Source organism: Actinomyces sp. oral taxon 171 str. F0337 (assembly GCF_005696555.1).
Classification (GTDB): Bacteria; Actinomycetota; Actinomycetes; order Actinomycetales; family Actinomycetaceae; genus Actinomyces; species Actinomyces oris_E.
Genome location: NZ_CP040005.1, coordinates 2,904,271 through 2,920,476 on the forward strand (window position 1 = coordinate 2,904,271; position 16,206 = coordinate 2,920,476).

12 protein-coding genes are annotated in these 16,206 nt (G+C 69.6%); 5 read left to right on the top strand and 7 right to left on the bottom strand.

The window, feature by feature from the left end; genetic code table 11:
• Positions 1-47: 47 nt before the first annotated feature.
• From FBF36_RS12400 to FBF36_RS12415, 4 genes are all read right to left on the bottom strand, one after another.
• Complete coding sequence (locus FBF36_RS12400; protein ID WP_009397313.1) at positions 48-539, bottom strand: PTS system mannose/fructose/N-acetylgalactosamine-transporter subunit IIB; 492 nt, start codon at positions 537-539, stop codon at positions 48-50.
• The gene (locus FBF36_RS12405) at positions 539-979 is read right to left on the bottom strand and encodes a PTS sugar transporter subunit IIA (RefSeq protein ID WP_009397312.1); all 441 of its coding nucleotides are present in this window, start codon (positions 977-979) and stop codon (positions 539-541) included. The genes FBF36_RS12400 and FBF36_RS12405 overlap by 1 nt, the downstream gene beginning before the upstream one ends.
• A gap of 301 nt (positions 980-1,280) precedes the next feature.
• Complete coding sequence (locus FBF36_RS12410) at positions 1,281-3,506, bottom strand: NAD(+) synthase (RefSeq protein ID WP_075377282.1); 2,226 nt, start codon at positions 3,504-3,506, stop codon at positions 1,281-1,283.
• 180 nt (positions 3,507-3,686) lie between these two features.
• The gene (locus FBF36_RS12415) at positions 3,687-3,983 is read right to left on the bottom strand and encodes a PspC domain-containing protein (RefSeq protein WP_009397309.1); all 297 of its coding nucleotides are present in this window, start codon (positions 3,981-3,983) and stop codon (positions 3,687-3,689) included.
• Between the two features lie 247 nt (positions 3,984-4,230).
• Between FBF36_RS12415 and FBF36_RS12420 the strand changes: the two genes are divergently transcribed.
• Positions 4,231-7,044 carry a GH32 C-terminal domain-containing protein gene (locus tag FBF36_RS12420; RefSeq protein ID WP_225792381.1) on the top strand — a complete coding sequence of 938 codons (2,814 nt, stop codon included), beginning with the start codon at positions 4,231-4,233 and terminating at the stop codon, positions 7,042-7,044.
• A 19-nt stretch (positions 7,045-7,063) separates the two neighbouring features.
• Here FBF36_RS12420 and FBF36_RS12425 read toward each other — a convergent pair whose 3' ends face one another.
• The gene (locus FBF36_RS12425; protein WP_009397027.1) at positions 7,064-8,074 is read right to left on the bottom strand and encodes a LacI family DNA-binding transcriptional regulator; all 1,011 of its coding nucleotides are present in this window, start codon (positions 8,072-8,074) and stop codon (positions 7,064-7,066) included.
• 201 nt (positions 8,075-8,275) lie between these two features.
• Between FBF36_RS12425 and FBF36_RS12430 the strand changes: the two genes are divergently transcribed.
• Positions 8,276-8,956, top strand: coding sequence for an HAD family hydrolase (locus FBF36_RS12430; RefSeq protein ID WP_009397028.1), 681 nt, complete (start codon positions 8,276-8,278; stop codon positions 8,954-8,956).
• Between the two features lie 164 nt (positions 8,957-9,120).
• Here FBF36_RS12430 and FBF36_RS12435 read toward each other — a convergent pair whose 3' ends face one another.
• Positions 9,121-9,924, bottom strand: coding sequence for a TetR/AcrR family transcriptional regulator (locus FBF36_RS12435; protein ID WP_225792382.1), 804 nt, complete (start codon positions 9,922-9,924; stop codon positions 9,121-9,123).
• Positions 9,925-10,445: 521 nt separating this feature from the next.
• On the opposite strand from FBF36_RS12435, the gene FBF36_RS12440 reads away from it, so the two are divergent.
• Positions 10,446-11,477: a DUF3152 domain-containing protein gene (locus tag FBF36_RS12440; protein WP_138137665.1), complete on the top strand. Its 1,032-nt coding sequence runs from the start codon at positions 10,446-10,448 to the stop codon at positions 11,475-11,477.
• A gap of 141 nt (positions 11,478-11,618) precedes the next feature.
• On the opposite strand, the gene clpB is transcribed toward FBF36_RS12440, so the two are convergent.
• The gene (gene clpB, locus FBF36_RS12445; protein ID WP_138137668.1) at positions 11,619-14,300 is read right to left on the bottom strand and encodes an ATP-dependent chaperone ClpB; all 2,682 of its coding nucleotides are present in this window, start codon (positions 14,298-14,300) and stop codon (positions 11,619-11,621) included.
• A 245-nt stretch (positions 14,301-14,545) separates the two neighbouring features.
• On the opposite strand from clpB, the gene FBF36_RS12450 reads away from it, so the two are divergent.
• Together FBF36_RS12450 and FBF36_RS12455 are read left to right on the top strand one after the other, a co-directional pair.
• Positions 14,546-15,244, top strand: a complete 699-nt coding sequence (locus FBF36_RS12450) for a hypothetical protein (RefSeq protein WP_075377276.1) — start codon at positions 14,546-14,548, stop codon at positions 15,242-15,244.
• Positions 15,245-15,364: 120 nt separating this feature from the next.
• Complete coding sequence (locus tag FBF36_RS12455; protein ID WP_009393756.1) at positions 15,365-16,168, top strand: hypothetical protein; 804 nt, start codon at positions 15,365-15,367, stop codon at positions 16,166-16,168.
• Positions 16,169-16,206 lie beyond the last annotated feature (38 nt).

Consider the following 16,206-nt stretch of genomic DNA (forward strand, 5'->3'; position numbering starts at 1 on the left):
GACGGGATGGAGGTGTCTGAGGGAGGTGTCGGGCGGGAGCTGCTTCCTTAGAGCAGGCCCTTGTCCTTGAGGGCCCCCATGAGGTCGGAGCTCGCGGTGGAGGGCACCTGCTGGATGTACTGCTTGATGCCGCGGGAGTCGATCTCCTTGAAGGCCTCGACGTCCTCAGGGCCGGCGTAGACGGCCTGGGAGACCTGGCTGGTGCCCTGCTTGAAGGTCATGCCGCCGACATTGACCTCCTTGGCCTCCACGCCCAGGTCGAGCAGGCGCACGATGTCAGCCGGGGTCTCGACGACGATGACCGCCTTGAGGGTCTCGTACTTGGGGTTCTTGTAGACGCGGGCGGCCTTCTCCACGCCCAGCACGTGGACCTTCACCTTGCCACCGCCGGTCTGCAGCATGAGGGTCTTGCGCAGCTCGTCGTTGGCGGCGCCGTCGGAGACGGCGAGGATGGCCTCGGCTCCCAGGGACCCGGCCCAGTTGTTGGCGACCTGTCCGTGGACCAGGCGGGAATCGATACGCAGGAGCTTGACGTCCATCAGAGCTCGTCTCCTTCATCGTCGGAAGTGGTGGTGGATGCGGGGGTGAAAACCTCGGAGAGGACCTTGACGCCGTCCGTGGCGGACGTCCGCGCGGCCTCCACGAGCTCGGTGAGGCCGGCCCCGGTGAGACGACGGGAGAGGACCTCGATGATCATGGGCAGGTTGACGCCGGTGACGACGTCGGCATCGTCGCGCCCCGCTGCGAAACAGGCCGCAGCGTTGTAGGGGCTACCGCCGAAGAGGTCGACGAGGATGAGGTGCTCCTGACTGGGGGAGCCTTCGACTGCGGCGGCATACTTCGCCAGCAGGTCGTCGGGGCCCTCGGAGGACTCGAAGGTGACGGCGACGACGTCGTCACTGGGACCGACGATCATCGCGGAGGAGGCGACAAGACCTTCAGCCAGGTGTCCGTGCGCGGCTATAACCAGGGAAACCATGGGCGGGAACCTTTTTCATTCGGGCCGCCGCCAAGGGCTCGTGAGGCCTGGGCAACAGCAACGTGTGTGACATGGCGACGATAAAGACGATCAGCGTGATCGCCACCACTCAGGCGTCCACCACTTTCACACAGAAGCGCACAAAACCAACGAAGATAACGCGCGTTACCAACCCACCACCAGACGTTTACGCAGGAAGTGAGCGTTTTAATCTCATCAATCCCGAACAGGGAGCACTTCAGGCATTACATTGTGTTGTGCGCCACACTACAGGACAATGGTCCTAGTTCTTCGTGGGGCCTCACCCTCGGGGCACGTTGCGCTCGAGCTCGGCCAGCCAGGCCGTCGCGGCGGCGTCGGAGGGCATGCGCCAGTCGCCCCGGGGGGACAGTGAGCCGCCGGCGACCACCTTGGGCCCGTTGGGCAGGGTGGAGCGCTTGAACTGGTTGGTGAAGAAGCGCCGGTGGAACAGCTCGAGCCAGCGACGGATCTCCGGGAGGTCATAGGCGACCCTCTCAGACGGCGGCAGCCCCTCGGGCCAGTCCCCGGCCTTCGCATCCGCCCACGCCTTGTGCGCCAGGAAGGCGATGCGGCTGGGGCGCGAGCCGCGGCGCAGCACGTGCCACAGGGTGAAGTCCTGCAGGGCGTAGGGGCCGATCTTGGCCTGGGTCGACTGGATGGCGCCGCCGGCCTCGGCCGGGACCAGCTCGGGACTGATCTCGGTGTCCAGGATGGACAGCAGCGTGCGCCCGACGGCGTCGTCGAACAGCTTCTCGGCAACCACCCAGCGGATGAGGTGCTGAATGAGGGTCTTGGGGATGCCGGCGTTGACGCCGTAGTGGGCCATCTGGTCGCCCACCCCGAAGGTGCACCAGCCCAGGGCGAGCTCGGAGAGGTCCCCGGTGCCCAGGACGATGCCGCCGCGGTGGTTGGCGATGCGGAAGAGAAAGTCGGTGCGCAGGCCCGCCTGGACGTTCTCGAAGGTGACGTCGTAGAGCTCGCGCTCGCTCGCACCCTCGGGCAGGACCCCGGTGCGGGCGTACTCGCCGTAGGGGTGGCCCATCTCGGTGAGCATCTGGGTGGCGGTGGCCCGGATGTCGAGCTCCTCGAAGGTGCAGCCCAGGCCGACGGCGAGGTCCTCGGCGTTGCGGCGTGTGCCGGCGCTCGTGGCGAAGCCGGGCATGGTGATGGCGTGGATGTCCGAGCGGGGCCGGCCCAGGCGGTCCATGGCGCGGGCGGCGACGATGAGGGCGTGGGTGGAGTCCAGGCCGCCGCTGACACCGATGACGATCTTGGGGTTGCCGATGGCCCCCAGGCGCTGGACGAGGGCGGCCACCTGGATGTTGTAGGCCTCGTAGCAGTCCTGGGCGAGGCGGGCCGGGTCGTCGGGCACGAAGGGGAAGCGGTCCACACGGCGGCGCAGACCGATGTTCGTGCGCGGAGCCGTCAGCTCGGCGGCGCCGATCCGGATGCGCCGGAAGGCCGCCGGGTCGGTGAAGGTGGTGGCCGCGGCCGGGGCACCGGCGACCGGGGAGCTCAGGGTGCGGCCGTTGTCGGCGAAGGTCCCCTGGCGCAGGCGCTCGGCGCGCAGGCCCTCGATGTCGACATCGACGACGGTGGCGCGCGGCCCGTCGGGGAAGCGCTCGGTGGAGCCGAGCAGCTCGCCGTTCTCGTAGACGAGGGTCTGCCCGTCCCAGGCCAGGTCCGTGGAGGACTCGCCCTGCCCGGCGGCGGCGTAGACGTAGGCGGCCAGCCCCCGGGCCGACGACGAGCGGGCCAGCAGCTCACGGTCCTCGGCTCGCCCCACCGTGATGGGCGAGCCCGAGAGGTTGACCAGGACCGTCGCCCCGGCCAGCGCCGCCACGGAGGAGGGCGGGACGGGCACCCACATGTCCTCGCAGACCTCGACGTGGAAGGTCAGGCCGGGGACGTCCTCGACCTCGAACAGAAGGTTCACCCCGAAGGGGACCCGGGCGACCGGCTCGGTACCGCCGGCGCCGTCGGGGCTCTCGGTGCTGTCAGCACCGCCGCGCACGCCGGGCAGCTCAATGCCCTCCACCCCGGCGGGCAGGGCGTCGCCGGGAGCGAAGTGCCGCTTCTCGTAGAACTCCCGGTACGTGGGCAGGTAGGACTTGGGGGCGATACCGCGCACCCGCCCGCCCTGGATGACCAGGGCGCAGTTGTAGAGGCGGTCGCCCAGGCGCAGGGGCGCGCCCACGACGAGCGCGGGCAGGAGGTCGGCGCTGGCGGCGCGCAGGGTCTCGATGGCGGTGAGCACGTCGGACAGGAGGACGTCGGACAGGAGGAGGTCGTCGATGGCGTAGCCGGTCAGGCACAGCTCGGGGAAGGCGGCCAGACAGACACCATCGTCAGCCAGGGTGCGGGCCTGCTCGATGATGGCGGCGGCGTTGGCGGCCGGATCGACCGGCACCACCGGCAGGGTGACGGCGGCGACGCGGGCGAAGCCCTGGTCGTAGGCGGAGAGGAACTCAATATTGGTCGCTGCGGCGTTCACGGTGTCGGTCACGGCTCGATCCTCCCATCGACGGCGCCTTCCTGCGAGACCGCCGCCCTCGTGTCACGGCCAGGGATCTCGGCGCATTAGGGTGCACCTGTCCAGCAGCACGGTGCAGCACGGTGCAGTGCACTGCGCCCACCGCGTCACCCGTGGAACCGGGGGTGACGCGGTGGGCGCAGACGCGATCAGTCAGTACTGGACGGGGGCGGGCTCGTCGAGCATGAGGCACCAGGCCGCGACGTAGACCAGGCACATGGGACCGGCCAGGAGGCAGGCCAGGAGCGCCCCGACGCGCACCGCGGTCACCGGCATGTTCCAGGCCTCGGCCAGTCCCCCGCAGACGCCGCTGAGAATGCGGTGCTCACGGGAACGCCGGGGCAGGGAGGCGCGGAAGCGGGAGAACTCACCCAACCGGCCGGAGGCGGCGCCCTCACCCTCGGAGCCGGTGGACTGACTGAACTGACCGGGGTACTGCTGCTGCGTCATGGCAACAAGTCTGGGCGACAGGGTCTGTCACCCGCTATCGGGGAGCCCCCTGAGAAGTCCCCGATGTTTCTCAAGGCCCGCCCCTGAGTGCTTGCTCAGAACCGGCGGACCACGTAATTTATCACCGGTGCTAACGCGCGTTATCGGATCGACGCGAGGTGGCACAACATTCCCTCACCACACCGATGCCTGCGCCCGTCCGCGCACAGTCCCGTTCACAGCGAGCTCGTTCCCCGGAGGACATGACATGAGTCGGATCACCCGGCCACTCAGTGCACTGACCGCCTTCTGCCTGCTCGCAGCCGGCTCTACGCTGGCCTCCATGCCCGCCGCCGCCTCTGGCCAGGCCCGACCGGCCGCCGCTTCTCCAACCGCTCCGCACACCGACCATGCCGGAGAGCGGTGGCGTCCACAGACCCACTACACACCCCAGAAGAACTGGATGAACGACCCCAACGGACTCGTCTACTACGACGGCGAGTACCACATGTTCTACCAGTACAACCCCGAGGGCTCGGACTGGGGCAACATGTCCTGGGGCCACGCGGTCTCCAAGGACCTGGTCCACTGGGAGGAGCTGGGCGTGGCGATCCCGCACACCTCCCAGTACGGGGTGTTCTCCGGCTCGGCGGTCATCGACACCAAGAACACCTCCGGCCTGGGCAGCCCGGACAACCCGGCCATGGTCGCGGTGTGGACGCGGGCCGACGTCGGCGGCAACCAGTCCCAGTCACTGGCCTACTCCACGGACAAGGGTCGCACCTGGAACCTGTACAACAACGGCGACCCGGTCCTGGACATCGGCTCCAACGAGTTCCGCGACCCCAAGGTCTTCTGGGACGAGACCTCCGGCCGCTGGACCATGGTGGTCTCCCACGCCACCGAGCACCGCATCTCCTTCTACTCCTCGCCCGACCTCATCCACTGGACAGAGCAGTCCAGCTTCGGCGGGGAGGGCATCACCTCGGCGGTGTGGGAGTGCCCGGACTTCTTCCCCCTACCGGTCGACGGCAACACCAAGGAGACCAAGTGGGTCCTCGTGGTCACGGTGGCCGACTCCGCCCAGTACTTCGTGGGCAGCTGGGACGGCTCCACCTTCACCCCCGAGAAGATCCCCCACTACACCGGTGAGGAGGGCACGCCCCTGGCCGACTTCGAGAACGGCTACACCGGCTGGAAGTCCGAGGGCGCCGCCTTCGGATCGGGCCCGGCCACCGGGGACCTGCCCGGGCGCCAGGGCAGGGCCTACGTGGACTCCTTCGGCAGCGGCGACGCCGACACCGGCACGCTGACCTCGGATGAGTTCACGGTCTCCTCGTCCTACATCAACCTGCGCACCGCCGGCGGCAAGCACCCCTACAATCCGCAGGCCACCGGAGACAACGGCGGCGGCAAGCTCCTGGCCGGCTTCGACGGCTCCTGGGACGGCTGGACCGTGGAGGGCACCGCCTTCGGCACCACGCCCCCTCAGGGCGCCACCCCCGGCCAGCAGCCGCTGGTCAACCACTCCAGCGCCGGGCTGCTCAACACCTACTTCGACGCCTCCACCGGGCAGGGCTCGGACGCCACCACCGGCACCGCGACCTCACCGACCTTCACCATCGACTCCGCCTACCTCAACCTCCTCATGGGCGGCGGCAACAACCCGCGCCCCGAGGACGGCACTGACGGGGGCTCCGGGGCGACCGTCGTCGAGCTCGTCGTCGACGGCAAGGTGGTGCGCTCGGCCACCGGCCGCAACCTGGAGGAGCTCAACTGGCAGAGCTGGGACGTCAGCGACCTCAAGGGCAAGTCGGCCCAGATCGTCGTCACCGACACGGCCACCGGCCCCTGGGGACACATCCTCCTGGACGAGGTGCGCGCCTCTGACACGAAGGCCTCCCCCTTCGCGGACAACACCTCGGTCAACCTCGTCGTTGACGGCAAGGTCGTCGCCTCCGCCACCGGCAACAACTCCGGGACCCTGGAGTGGACGAGCATGGACGTCTCCGCCTACAAGGGCCGCAAGGCCCGCCTGGTCATCGAGGACCACAACGGCAACGCCGAGGACTGGGGTCACCTCATGGTCGACCAGATCCTCCAGTCCGACACGAAGGCCTTCTCCGGGGCCGACGTCGTCCCGCGCCTGGACTACGGCAAGGACTACTACGCGGCCGTCACCTGGGACAACGTCCCCAGCGGCAAGCGCTACCAGGTGGGTTGGATGAGCAACTGGGCATACGTGCGCGACCTGCCCACCACCACCTGGCGCACCGCCATGTCCACGGTGCGTGAGATGGGGCTGACCCGGGTGGACGGCACGCTGCGTCTGACCGCCCAGCCGGTGACGGCCCTGGAGTCCCTGCGCACCGGCCAGGAGCTCACCCGGAGCGACACCGACATCCCGGCGGGCGACACCTCCCTCGGCCAGGCCGCCCAGGGAACCTCCCTGGACATCAGCGTCGACCTGAGTCCCGGCCAATCATCCTTCGCCGGCCTCAAGGTCCTCGACAACGGCGAGCAGTACACGCTCATCGGCTACGACGCCAAGGCCGAGCAGCTCGTCGTGGACCGCACCCACTCCGGGGTCAGCGACTTCTCCCCGAAGTTCCCGGGACGTTCCACTGCCCCGCTGTCACCGGACAGCAAAGGGCAGGTCCACCTGCGCATCATCGTCGACGCCCACTCCGTAGAGGTCTTCGCCGCCGACGGCACCCCCGTCATCACCGAGACCGTCTACCCCAAGGAGAACGCCACGAACGTCTCACTCCACGCCGAGGGCGGTACGGCGCACCTGAACTCGCTGAGCCTGTGGCACCTGGGATCCCCCCAGGAGTCCACCGGGGCCGCCGAGGGCCCCGACTCCCCCGGCCCCGGCAAGCCGGCCGCGTACAAGCCGGCCGGCCACGGTCAGGCGGAGGCCGCCGCCGCGACGAGCCCGGCCGCAGCGGCCGCCGGCACAGGCACGTCGGGCAGGTTCCCGCTGGCCCGCACCGGGGCCTCCGTGACGCTGGGCGTCCTGGCCACGCTCGCCACCGCAACCGGCGCCTACGTGCTGCGCCTGCGCCGTCGGCGGGCCTGAGAGACGGCGCGACGCGCCGTCAGGCCGAGCAGCGGCGGATGATCTGCCCGGGCAGGAGCGTCTCGTCAGGCACCTCCCCGCCCCGCATGAGGGTCAGCAGGTGGGAGACGGCCACCCGCCCCATCTCCTCGAAGGGCAGGGCGATCGTCGTCAGGGCCGGATGGACCTGGTCGGCGATGAGCTCCTGGTCATCGATCCCGATGACGGCCACATCCTCGCGCACCCGCAGGCCCTGCGCGCGGATCGCGTCGTAGGCCCCCAGCGCCATGCGGTCATTGCCGCACACCAGACCGGTCAGCCAGGGATGATCCGTCAGGAGACGGGCGGCGGCGGCGTACCCTCCCCGGGTGGTGCCGTGACCGACGGCCACGTGAACAGTGCTCCAGGGGATTCCGGCCTGCTCCAAGTAGGTCCGGCAACCGACACGCCGGCCCGGGGCGGCCTCACCGTCCTTCGGATCGAGCTCGATGACGCCGATGTCGCGGTGATGCCCCTCCAGGAGGGCCTGAGCGGCCAGCCGCCCCATCTGCTCCTCGTCGGGACGCACGCAGGGAAGACCGGAGAGCGGGTCGATGCAGTGGACCAGGACGGTGGGGATCTCACGGGCCTGCGCCGGCATACGGACCCGGCAGTTCCAGCCCGTGGCGTAGATGATGCCCTCGACCCGGGACTTCAGAAGCGTCTCGAAGGCTTCGGAGTCCGTGGTCGTCTCGGTCGAGGACGGCACGATGAACAGGGTGTAGCCGGCACGTCGGACCGTGTCCTGGATACCGCGGATCGTGGCGGCGCCGAAGGGACTGGTGACGATCTCGGAGACCAGGCCAATGAGAGCGGAGCGGCGCGACGCCAGGGCGCGCGCACCGCCGTGCGGGCGGTAGCCGAGCTGCGCGGCCACGTGCTGGACGCGCTCACGGGTCTCCGGGGCGATACGGGCGTCGTCGCGGTTGTTGAGCACGAAGGACACCGTGGTGCGCGAGACGCCGGCCTCCCTGGCCACGTCCTCCATGGTGGTCCTGTAGGTGTCCTTCACCCAGCCCCCTCCCGGCCTCACCGACTCCGCCGTCAGCCCGCCCGGTCCGGACCCGGCACGTGCTCCACCTGGCATCCTGTCCGCAGTCTGCCAGGACGACGGCGCAGCGCATAACCCTGAACGCCGGCAAGCGGGTCTCAGGCACCGCACGACACCTGAACCCGTCACACATCCACGGAGACACCCCTTAGGCTGATTGCCGTGACCACGACATCCACCCCCGATTTCACGGTGCGCGCCGTCCTGTGGGACATGGACGGCACTCTCATGGACTCCCAGCCCTTCTGGGACGAAGCCTTCATCCACCACTGCCAGGCCCTGGGCGGCGACCCGCGTCCCGAGCTCGTCGCCCAGATGACGGGAGCCTCCATCCGTCAGGCCCGAGAGCTCATCGCCGCCACCGGCGCCACCCGTTCCTGGGACGATCCGGCCACGCAGGAGGCCTTCGAGGCGATCGCGCACGACGTCGAGGCCTCCGTGAGCGCCGCCCCTCCCCTGCTGCCCGGAGCACTGCGGATCACCTCGGCGCTGTCGGAGGTGGGGCTGGCCCAGGGGATCGTCTCGGCCTCACCGCGCCGGATCGTCGAGAAGGTGGCCTCCGCGCTCGGCGACGTCTTCGCCGTCCTGGTCACCGGTGACGACGGCGTCGGGGCCAAGCCCGATCCACTGCCCTACGCCACAGCGGTCGAGCACCTCGACCTGCGCCCCGAGGACTGCGTCGTCGTCGAGGACTCCCCGACAGGGGCGGCCTCGGCCCGGGGCAACGGGATCCACGTCGTGCAGATCGGGGCGACCAAGCACTTCCCGGCCGATCCCGGCCTCGTCGTCGTCCCAGACCTGGCGTCGATCACCCCGCACCTGCTGCTGTGGGCACAGCGCTGAAGCGGGCCGACGCGAGGCAGGACACCCGCTCATGACCGGCGCCCGCGCACAGAACCGGCCCGGGAACGCGAGGTTCCCGAGCCGGATGGGACGAGTAGGGATTCTGATGAGGACTCGTGAGGGCCGAGCGCGATGCGGCGCGACCCCCGCAACCCCTCAGACCGTCAGGCGGCCTTGGGTCGCTGAGGGGTCTCCGGAGTCTCCTGGACCTCCCACTGGCTGCGCAGGCAGTCGGCGTAGAGGCGGATCTCCGCCACCAGGTCGGTGGACAGGGCCTCCGCGGCGGCCGTCCCGGGCGTGGTCGAGCACAGCCACTGCAGCTGGAGGCCATCGATGAGGGCGACCAGGCTGCGCGCCACAAGACGCGAGGGCATCTGCGGGTCCACGAGCCCGGCGGCCTTGCCGGCCTCGAAGCTGGACTCGAACCGCTCGACGGCGGCGTTGAGGTGGTTGGCCATCCACCGGTGCGCAGGGTGCTCGGCGTCGAGGACCGAGACCGCCGTGGCGGTGTAGATCGCCGTGAGGTCTCGGTGGGCGACGTTGCACTCGAGCAGCTCGATGTAGCGCTCCAGCAGGGCCCAGGGGTTGCCGTCAAGGTCGGAGACTGCTGCGACCTCGAGGGTGTCCAGGTTGCCGACGGTGTCGACGGGAACCTCGACGGCGTCACCATCGACAGCCGGGGACTCCACGAGAATGCTCAGGGCGTCCTCACGGTCACGACGCTCCAGCACCTTGGCGAAGAGCTCGTCCTTGGAGGAGAAGTGGTGCAGCAGTCCGGCCTTGGAGATGTCCGCTGCGTTGGCGATGTCGGCCAGGGAGGTGCCGGCATACCCGTGCTCTCCGAAGAGAACCACGGCTTCATTGAGGATGCGTGCTCGCTTGTCCTCGCTGCCCGCTCGGGGGCGCCCGGGTCCGCGCCGCCTAGCCGGGGCAGCTTGGGGCGAAGTCGGGGTACTGACAGTGTTCATGGCCGAATCATGGCACCTTCCAGTAAGGGAATTGCAAGGCAGAAAGGCCCTCATCCGAATAATCCGCTCAAGTGTGACCTCCACGTGCCCTCGCCGTGACGTGAGTGACGACTTGGTCTCGGTTTTTACACAATTAACCGGCTCCTACCAGCGCAGAGATCTCCGACCACATGGTCTGTTGCGGCTGCTGGGATTGCTGGCAACCACCCCTTCCCGCCAGCACTCGGAACTCTTTGCGACTTCACTCAGGTTCGCACGGCATAGTAGTGTTGATCACAGTTGTGTAACACTTACGGGATTCTTGTCTCCGGTTCAAATACCTGCCGTGAATCTCCCCGTCGACGACGCCCGGCCCACACACCCTGCGGATGACCGGCACCCGGCTGCACGCGACTGACGCATCGAGAAGTCAATCGGACGTTGACCACCGGGCCGCCAGCGCCTCGACGCCGCGTGTGACCTTGGGCGCGCAGGAGTAGCTCCCGGCGGGTCGGTTGGATGCGCACCCCTACGATGGTCGCATGCGCCCCTCGACCCCGCAGCCGCCGCGGCGCCCCTCCCGCCCCGGCAGCGCCTCGTCGTCGGCGTCGGGACGCCGTCCGACGTCCGCCGGGCATCGCCGCAGCCCAGCCGGCCAGCACTCCACTCATCGTCATTCGTCAGACGCACCCGATCCCGCCAGCCGGCGAGCACTCGCCGTCGCCCGCCGCGAGCGGCGGCGCCGACGCTCGCGCAGCCGGATCCTCTACGGCACGACGCTGGTCGTAGCGCTGCTCCTGATCGTCGTCGGACTGCGAGCCTGGGGGCTCCACCCCGGTTTCGCCCTGCCACTGGGCTCCTCCGCACAGCAGTCTTCAACCCCGGCGAAGGCCAAGGCCCCGTCCTCCGTCCGGGCGTCCGCCGGCCGTGCGGCCTCACCGTCGTCGTCGGCCGCCGCCTCCGCCTCATCGACACCATCGGGCTCGGCGCTGCCATCCCCACGACTGGACACCGAGGGCTTCGCGCACTCCGGCGCCGTCGGCAACGGCACCTGGACGATCGCGCCGGCCGTGCCCGTCTCCCGGCCCGCGGCCGCAACCGTCTACCGCTACGTGCTGCGGGTCGAGGGCGGCACGCATGTCGACGCCGCGACAGCGGCCCCCATCGTGGAGCGCATCCTCAATGACGAGCGCGGCTGGCCCACCGCGCAGAACACGTCCTTCCAGCCGGTGGCCGACCCCGCGAGCGCGGACTTCACCCTCAATATCGCCACGCCGCCCAGCGCCGACGCCCTGTGCTCACCGCTGGACACCGGCGGCATGTGGAGCTGCCGCAACGGGGACAACGTGGTCATCAACTCCGACCGGTGGAACTGGGGCGCCATCACCTACCCCGACGTCGACTCCTACCGCATCTACGTCACCAACCACGAAGTAGGTCACTTCCTCGGGCACGAGCACGAGTTCTGCGCCGGAGCCGGCCTCAAGGCCCCACTCATGGCCCAGCAGAGCCACGACCTGGCAGGCGGCTGCGTGTACAACGCCTGGCCCACTGAGGACAACCAGCCCGGCTGAGGTCCGCGACGACGCGGACAGCGCAAAGGGGCGGGCCCACCACTCAGGTGGGCCCGCCCCCTCATCACTGGCCCGTCACTGGCCTGTCAGTGCCCCGTCGCGGCCTCCGCCTCGCTCGGCCGCCTCAGTCGGGGTTCGGGCTCAGGCCGGCGAGGACGCCGAGGACGCGGACGGCAGGTGCGCCTCGCCCTCGGCCCGCAGCGTGAGCCCGTCGGTGCCGTCGACCTTGTCGACGACGACCTTCTGCCCGTCGAGGACCTCCCCGGCCAGCAGCATGCGGGCCAGGCGGTCGCCGATCTCGCGCTGGACGAGGCGGCGCAGTGGCCGGGCCCCGTAGGCGGGGTCGTAGCCCTCGTTGGCCAGCCAGCTGCGGGCGGCGTCGGTCACCTCCAGGCTCAGGCGCCGGTCCGTCAGGCGCCTGGCGATGCGGGCCAGCTGGATCTCGACGATCTCACCCAGCTCCTCCTTGGAGAGGGCCTCGAAGATGATGATGTCGTCGAGGCGGTTGAGGAACTCCGGCTTGAAGGAGGCCTGAACCACGCTCATGACCTCGTTGCGCTTCTCCTCGGGGCTGGTGAGCGGGTCGGTGAGGAACTGGCTGCCCAGGTTCGAGGTGAGCACGAGGATGACGTTGCGGAAGTCGACCGTGCGCCCCTGACCGTCGGTGAGGCGGCCGTCGTCGAGCACCTGCAGGAGGATGTCGAAGATCTCAGGGTGGGCCTTCTCGACCTCGTCGAGCAGGACCACGGAGTAGGGCCGACGCCGCACGGCCTCGGTGAGCTGGCCGCCCTCCTCATAGCCGACGTACCCGGGAGGGGCACCCACGAGGCGCGCCACGGAGTGCTTCTCGGAGTACTCGGACATGTCGATGCGCACGATGGCGCGCTCGTCGTCGAAGAGGAACTCGGCCAGCGCCTTGGCCAGCTCGGTCTTGCCCACGCCCGTGGGGCCCAGGAAGAGGAAGGAGCCGGTGGGGCGGTCGGGGTCGGAGATGCCGGCCCGCGAGCGGCGCACCGCGTCGGCCACGGCGGCCACGGCGGCCTTCTGCCCGATGAGGCGCTCGCCGATGACGTCCTCCATGGTCAGGAGCTTCTCGGTCTCACCCTGGAGGAGCTTGCCCACGGGGATGCCGGTCCAGGAGCCCACGACCTCGGCGATCTCGGGGGCGCCGACCTTCTCAGCGATCATCGGCTCGCCGGCGGTCTGCTCGGCGGCGTCGTCGGCGGCCTCGGCCTCGCGGATCTGGCGCTCCAGGGCGGGCATGTCGCCGTAGCGCAGGCGGCCGGCCTCCTCGAAGTTGCCCTCGCGCTCGGCCAGGTCGGCGCGGGTGCGCATCTCGTCCAGGGCGGCGCGCAGCTCACCGACCTTGTTGTGGCCGGCCTTCTCGGCCTCCCATCGGGCGTTGAGCGAGGCCAGCTCCTCGGAGGCGTCGGCCAGCTCGGCGCGCAGGCGCTCGAGGCGGTCGACGTCGGCGGGGTCGGCCTTGGAGACGTCCTCGATGGACTCGTCCAGGTAGGCCTCCTCCATGCGCATGCGGTCCACGCGGCGGCGCAGCTCGTCGATCTCGACGGGGCTGGAGTCGAGCTCCATGCGCAGCCGGGAGGCGGCCTCGTCGACGAGGTCGATGGCCTTGTCCGGCAGCTGGCGACCGGTGATGTAGCGGTCGGAGAGGGCCGCGGCCGCCACGAGGGCGCCGTCGGAGATGGTCACCTGGTGGTGGGCCTCGTACTTGGGCGCGATGCCGCGCAGGATGGCGACGGTGTCCTCGACGCTGGGCTCACCGACGAAGACCTGCTGGAAGCGACGCTCCAGGGCGGGGTCCTTCTCGATGTTCTCGCGGTACTCGTCCAGGGTGGTGGCACCCACCATGCGCAGCTCGCCGCGGGCCAGCATGGGCTTGAGCATGTTGCCGGCGTCCATGGCGCCCTCGGAGCCGCCGCCGGCGCCGACGACGGTGTGCAGCTCGTCGATGAAGGTGATGACCTCGCCGTCGGAGTCCTTGATCTCCTTGAGGACGGCCTTGAGGCGCTCCTCGAACTCGCCGCGGTACTTGGCGCCGGCCACCATCCCGGACAGGTCCAGGGAGATGAGGCGCTTGTCGCGCAGGGACTCGGGGACGTCGCCGGCGACGATGCGCTGGGCCAGGCCCTCGACGACGGCGGTCTTGCCGACGCCGGGCTCGCCGATGAGGACGGGGTTGTTCTTGGTTCGCCGGGACAGGACCTGCACGACGCGGCGGATCTCGGCGTCGCGGCCGATGACCGGGTCGAGACGGCCCTCACGTGCGGCCTCGGTGAGGTCGGTGCCGTACTTCTCGAGGGTCTTGTAGGTGCCCTCGGGGTTGGCGGAGGTCACGCGGGAGGAGCCGCGGACCTGCGGCAGGGCCTCGATGAGGGCCTCCGGGGTGGCGCCGGCGTCAGCCAGGATGCGGGCCACGGTGGGGGTGGAGCCGGAGGTGTCACCCTTGGCCAGACCGATGAGCAGGTGCTCGGTGGAGATGTACTCGTCGGACAGCTCCTTGGCGACCGTCGAGGCGGCCTCCAGGGCGGCCAGCAGCGAGCGCGAGGGCTGGGGCTGGGTCATGGAGGAGCCCGAGGAGGTGGGCAGCTGGGTGAGGATGCGGCGTGCGGAGGCGCCGACGGCCTGGCGGGCCGCGGCGTCGGGGCAGACGGCGGCCAGGAGTCCTGCGGCGACGCCGTCGGGCTGGGAGAGGAGCTCAACGAGCAGATGCGCGGGCTCGATCTGGGGGTTACCTGCCGCGGCAGCAGCCTGCATGGCCCCGGAGATCGCCTCCTGCGACTTGGTGGTGTAGTTGGTGTCCATACGGATCTCCTTCGAGAGGTGGTCACGTCTTGCGTCTTCTGGTCACCACAACCTTCGCAGAGTTGAGTCTATTCCACTCAACTTCTCGGAGCGACAGTGACGTGGGCTACTCCTGGGGTCGCTCTCGTCGCATTCCCGCCGGTCATCGCGGCCGCCCGCGACATGCCAGCCGAGCATTTGACACACCACTGTTCGACGACGCCGCTATGGTCGCGTCACGATCACGCCCCCGCCCCGGAGACATCATGAGAACCACGCGCGCCGCCCTCGCTCTGGCCACCTTCCTCATCCTGACGGGCTGCTCACAGGGCAGCCTCTCGTCAGCGGGCTCGCACGGAGCGACCGGCTCGTCCCCCGCGGCCGCGGCGACGTCGTCGAGCGGGGCCGGCGCAGCCGCGCAGCCCAGCGCGAACGCCTCCGGCAGCGCCGCCCCCTCCATCCCGGCAGGCCACCAGGCGATCACCGCACCGACCTCCGGCCTCACCTTCGCGGTTCCCGAGGACTGGCAGGACATCAACGCCCTTCCCGAGGCCCAGAAGGCGCTCCTCGCCCGGGCCCAGGGGCAGGATCCCTCAGTCCTCTCCCAGCGCCTGAGCAGCACCGACGCCTTCTACGGCCGGTTCTCGCAGAGCGGCGGACTGTCCTTCAGCAGCGCCGCGGTCGCCAAGGAGGCCGAGGCCTCGTCGACGCCCCCGTCCCAGGAGAGCCTGGACGAGGTCATCACTCGGCAGGGCGGCACGCCGACGGGCTACTCCACCAAGCAGTCCACCTACGGGCAGGCCGCCGTCGACACCTCGACCGCACAGGTTCAGGGCGTCCAGACGGCCGGCGCGGTCGTCGCCGTTCCGACGTCGTCGGGCACCTATGTACGCATCGCCGTGACGGCCGGCAGCGCCGAGGAGGTCGACACCATCGTGTCCACCATCCTCACGACGGTCCGCTGACACCCCCTCGACGCCAGGCCTCCACAGCGGCCCCCGCCGTTGGGGAGTTGTCTCCATAGAGCATTCCCGGCCGACCATGATGTCCTACCAAGGTCCTTGTCCCTCAGACCTCGGAGCATCATGAAATCCGTACGCACCGCTGCGACCCTACTGGCCGGCCTCGCCCTGGTTGCCACCCCCACCCTGACCGCCTGCTCACAAATCATGTCGGGCTCCGACTCATCCAGCTCGGCCGACTCCGACAGCTCATCAGCATCGGACAAGAGCGACACCAAGGACCGCAAGGAGGACGCCGAGGCGGACAAGAGCGACAGGGACGACGACAAGGACGACGACAAGGACGACGACAAGGCCTCCGCCAGCAGCGCCTCGTCCAGCCAGGCCGACGCGTCGGCGAAGCCGATCCCCGCCGACAGCCAGGAAGTCTCCGGCACCAGCGTCAGCCTCACCTTCGCCGTACCGAAGGACTGGCAGGACCTCAAGAACCTCGACCCCGCGGAGAAGGAGAGCATCGCCCAGACGATGGGCACCAACGCCGCCAGGCTCGACCAGCAGAACGCCGCGTTCGACATCGTCTACCGCGCCAAGGAGGCCAGCCCCGCGGGGTTCTACAACAACGTCAACATGGCCTCGCAGCCTCTGCCTCTGAAGTCCACACCTACCGAGAGTGAGGTCACGTCAGTCCTCACCCAGCAGAGCGCAACCCTCACGGAGTACTCCACCAAGCAGACCGCCACGGGAGAAGCCGCGGTGGGGACCTACACGCTGGAGGCGGCCGGCAACAAGGCTTATGGAACCCTCATCCTGGTTCCGACCTCGAAGTCCTCGGGCGGCCCCACCGGCTACGCGTCGATCTACGTGTCCGCCGGCTCTGCGGAAGAGGCGAAGCAGATCAGCAACACGATCCTCGACACGATCCACTGAGCACGGCCAGGGGCGTGTCACTCCGAGCAGGGGCACTC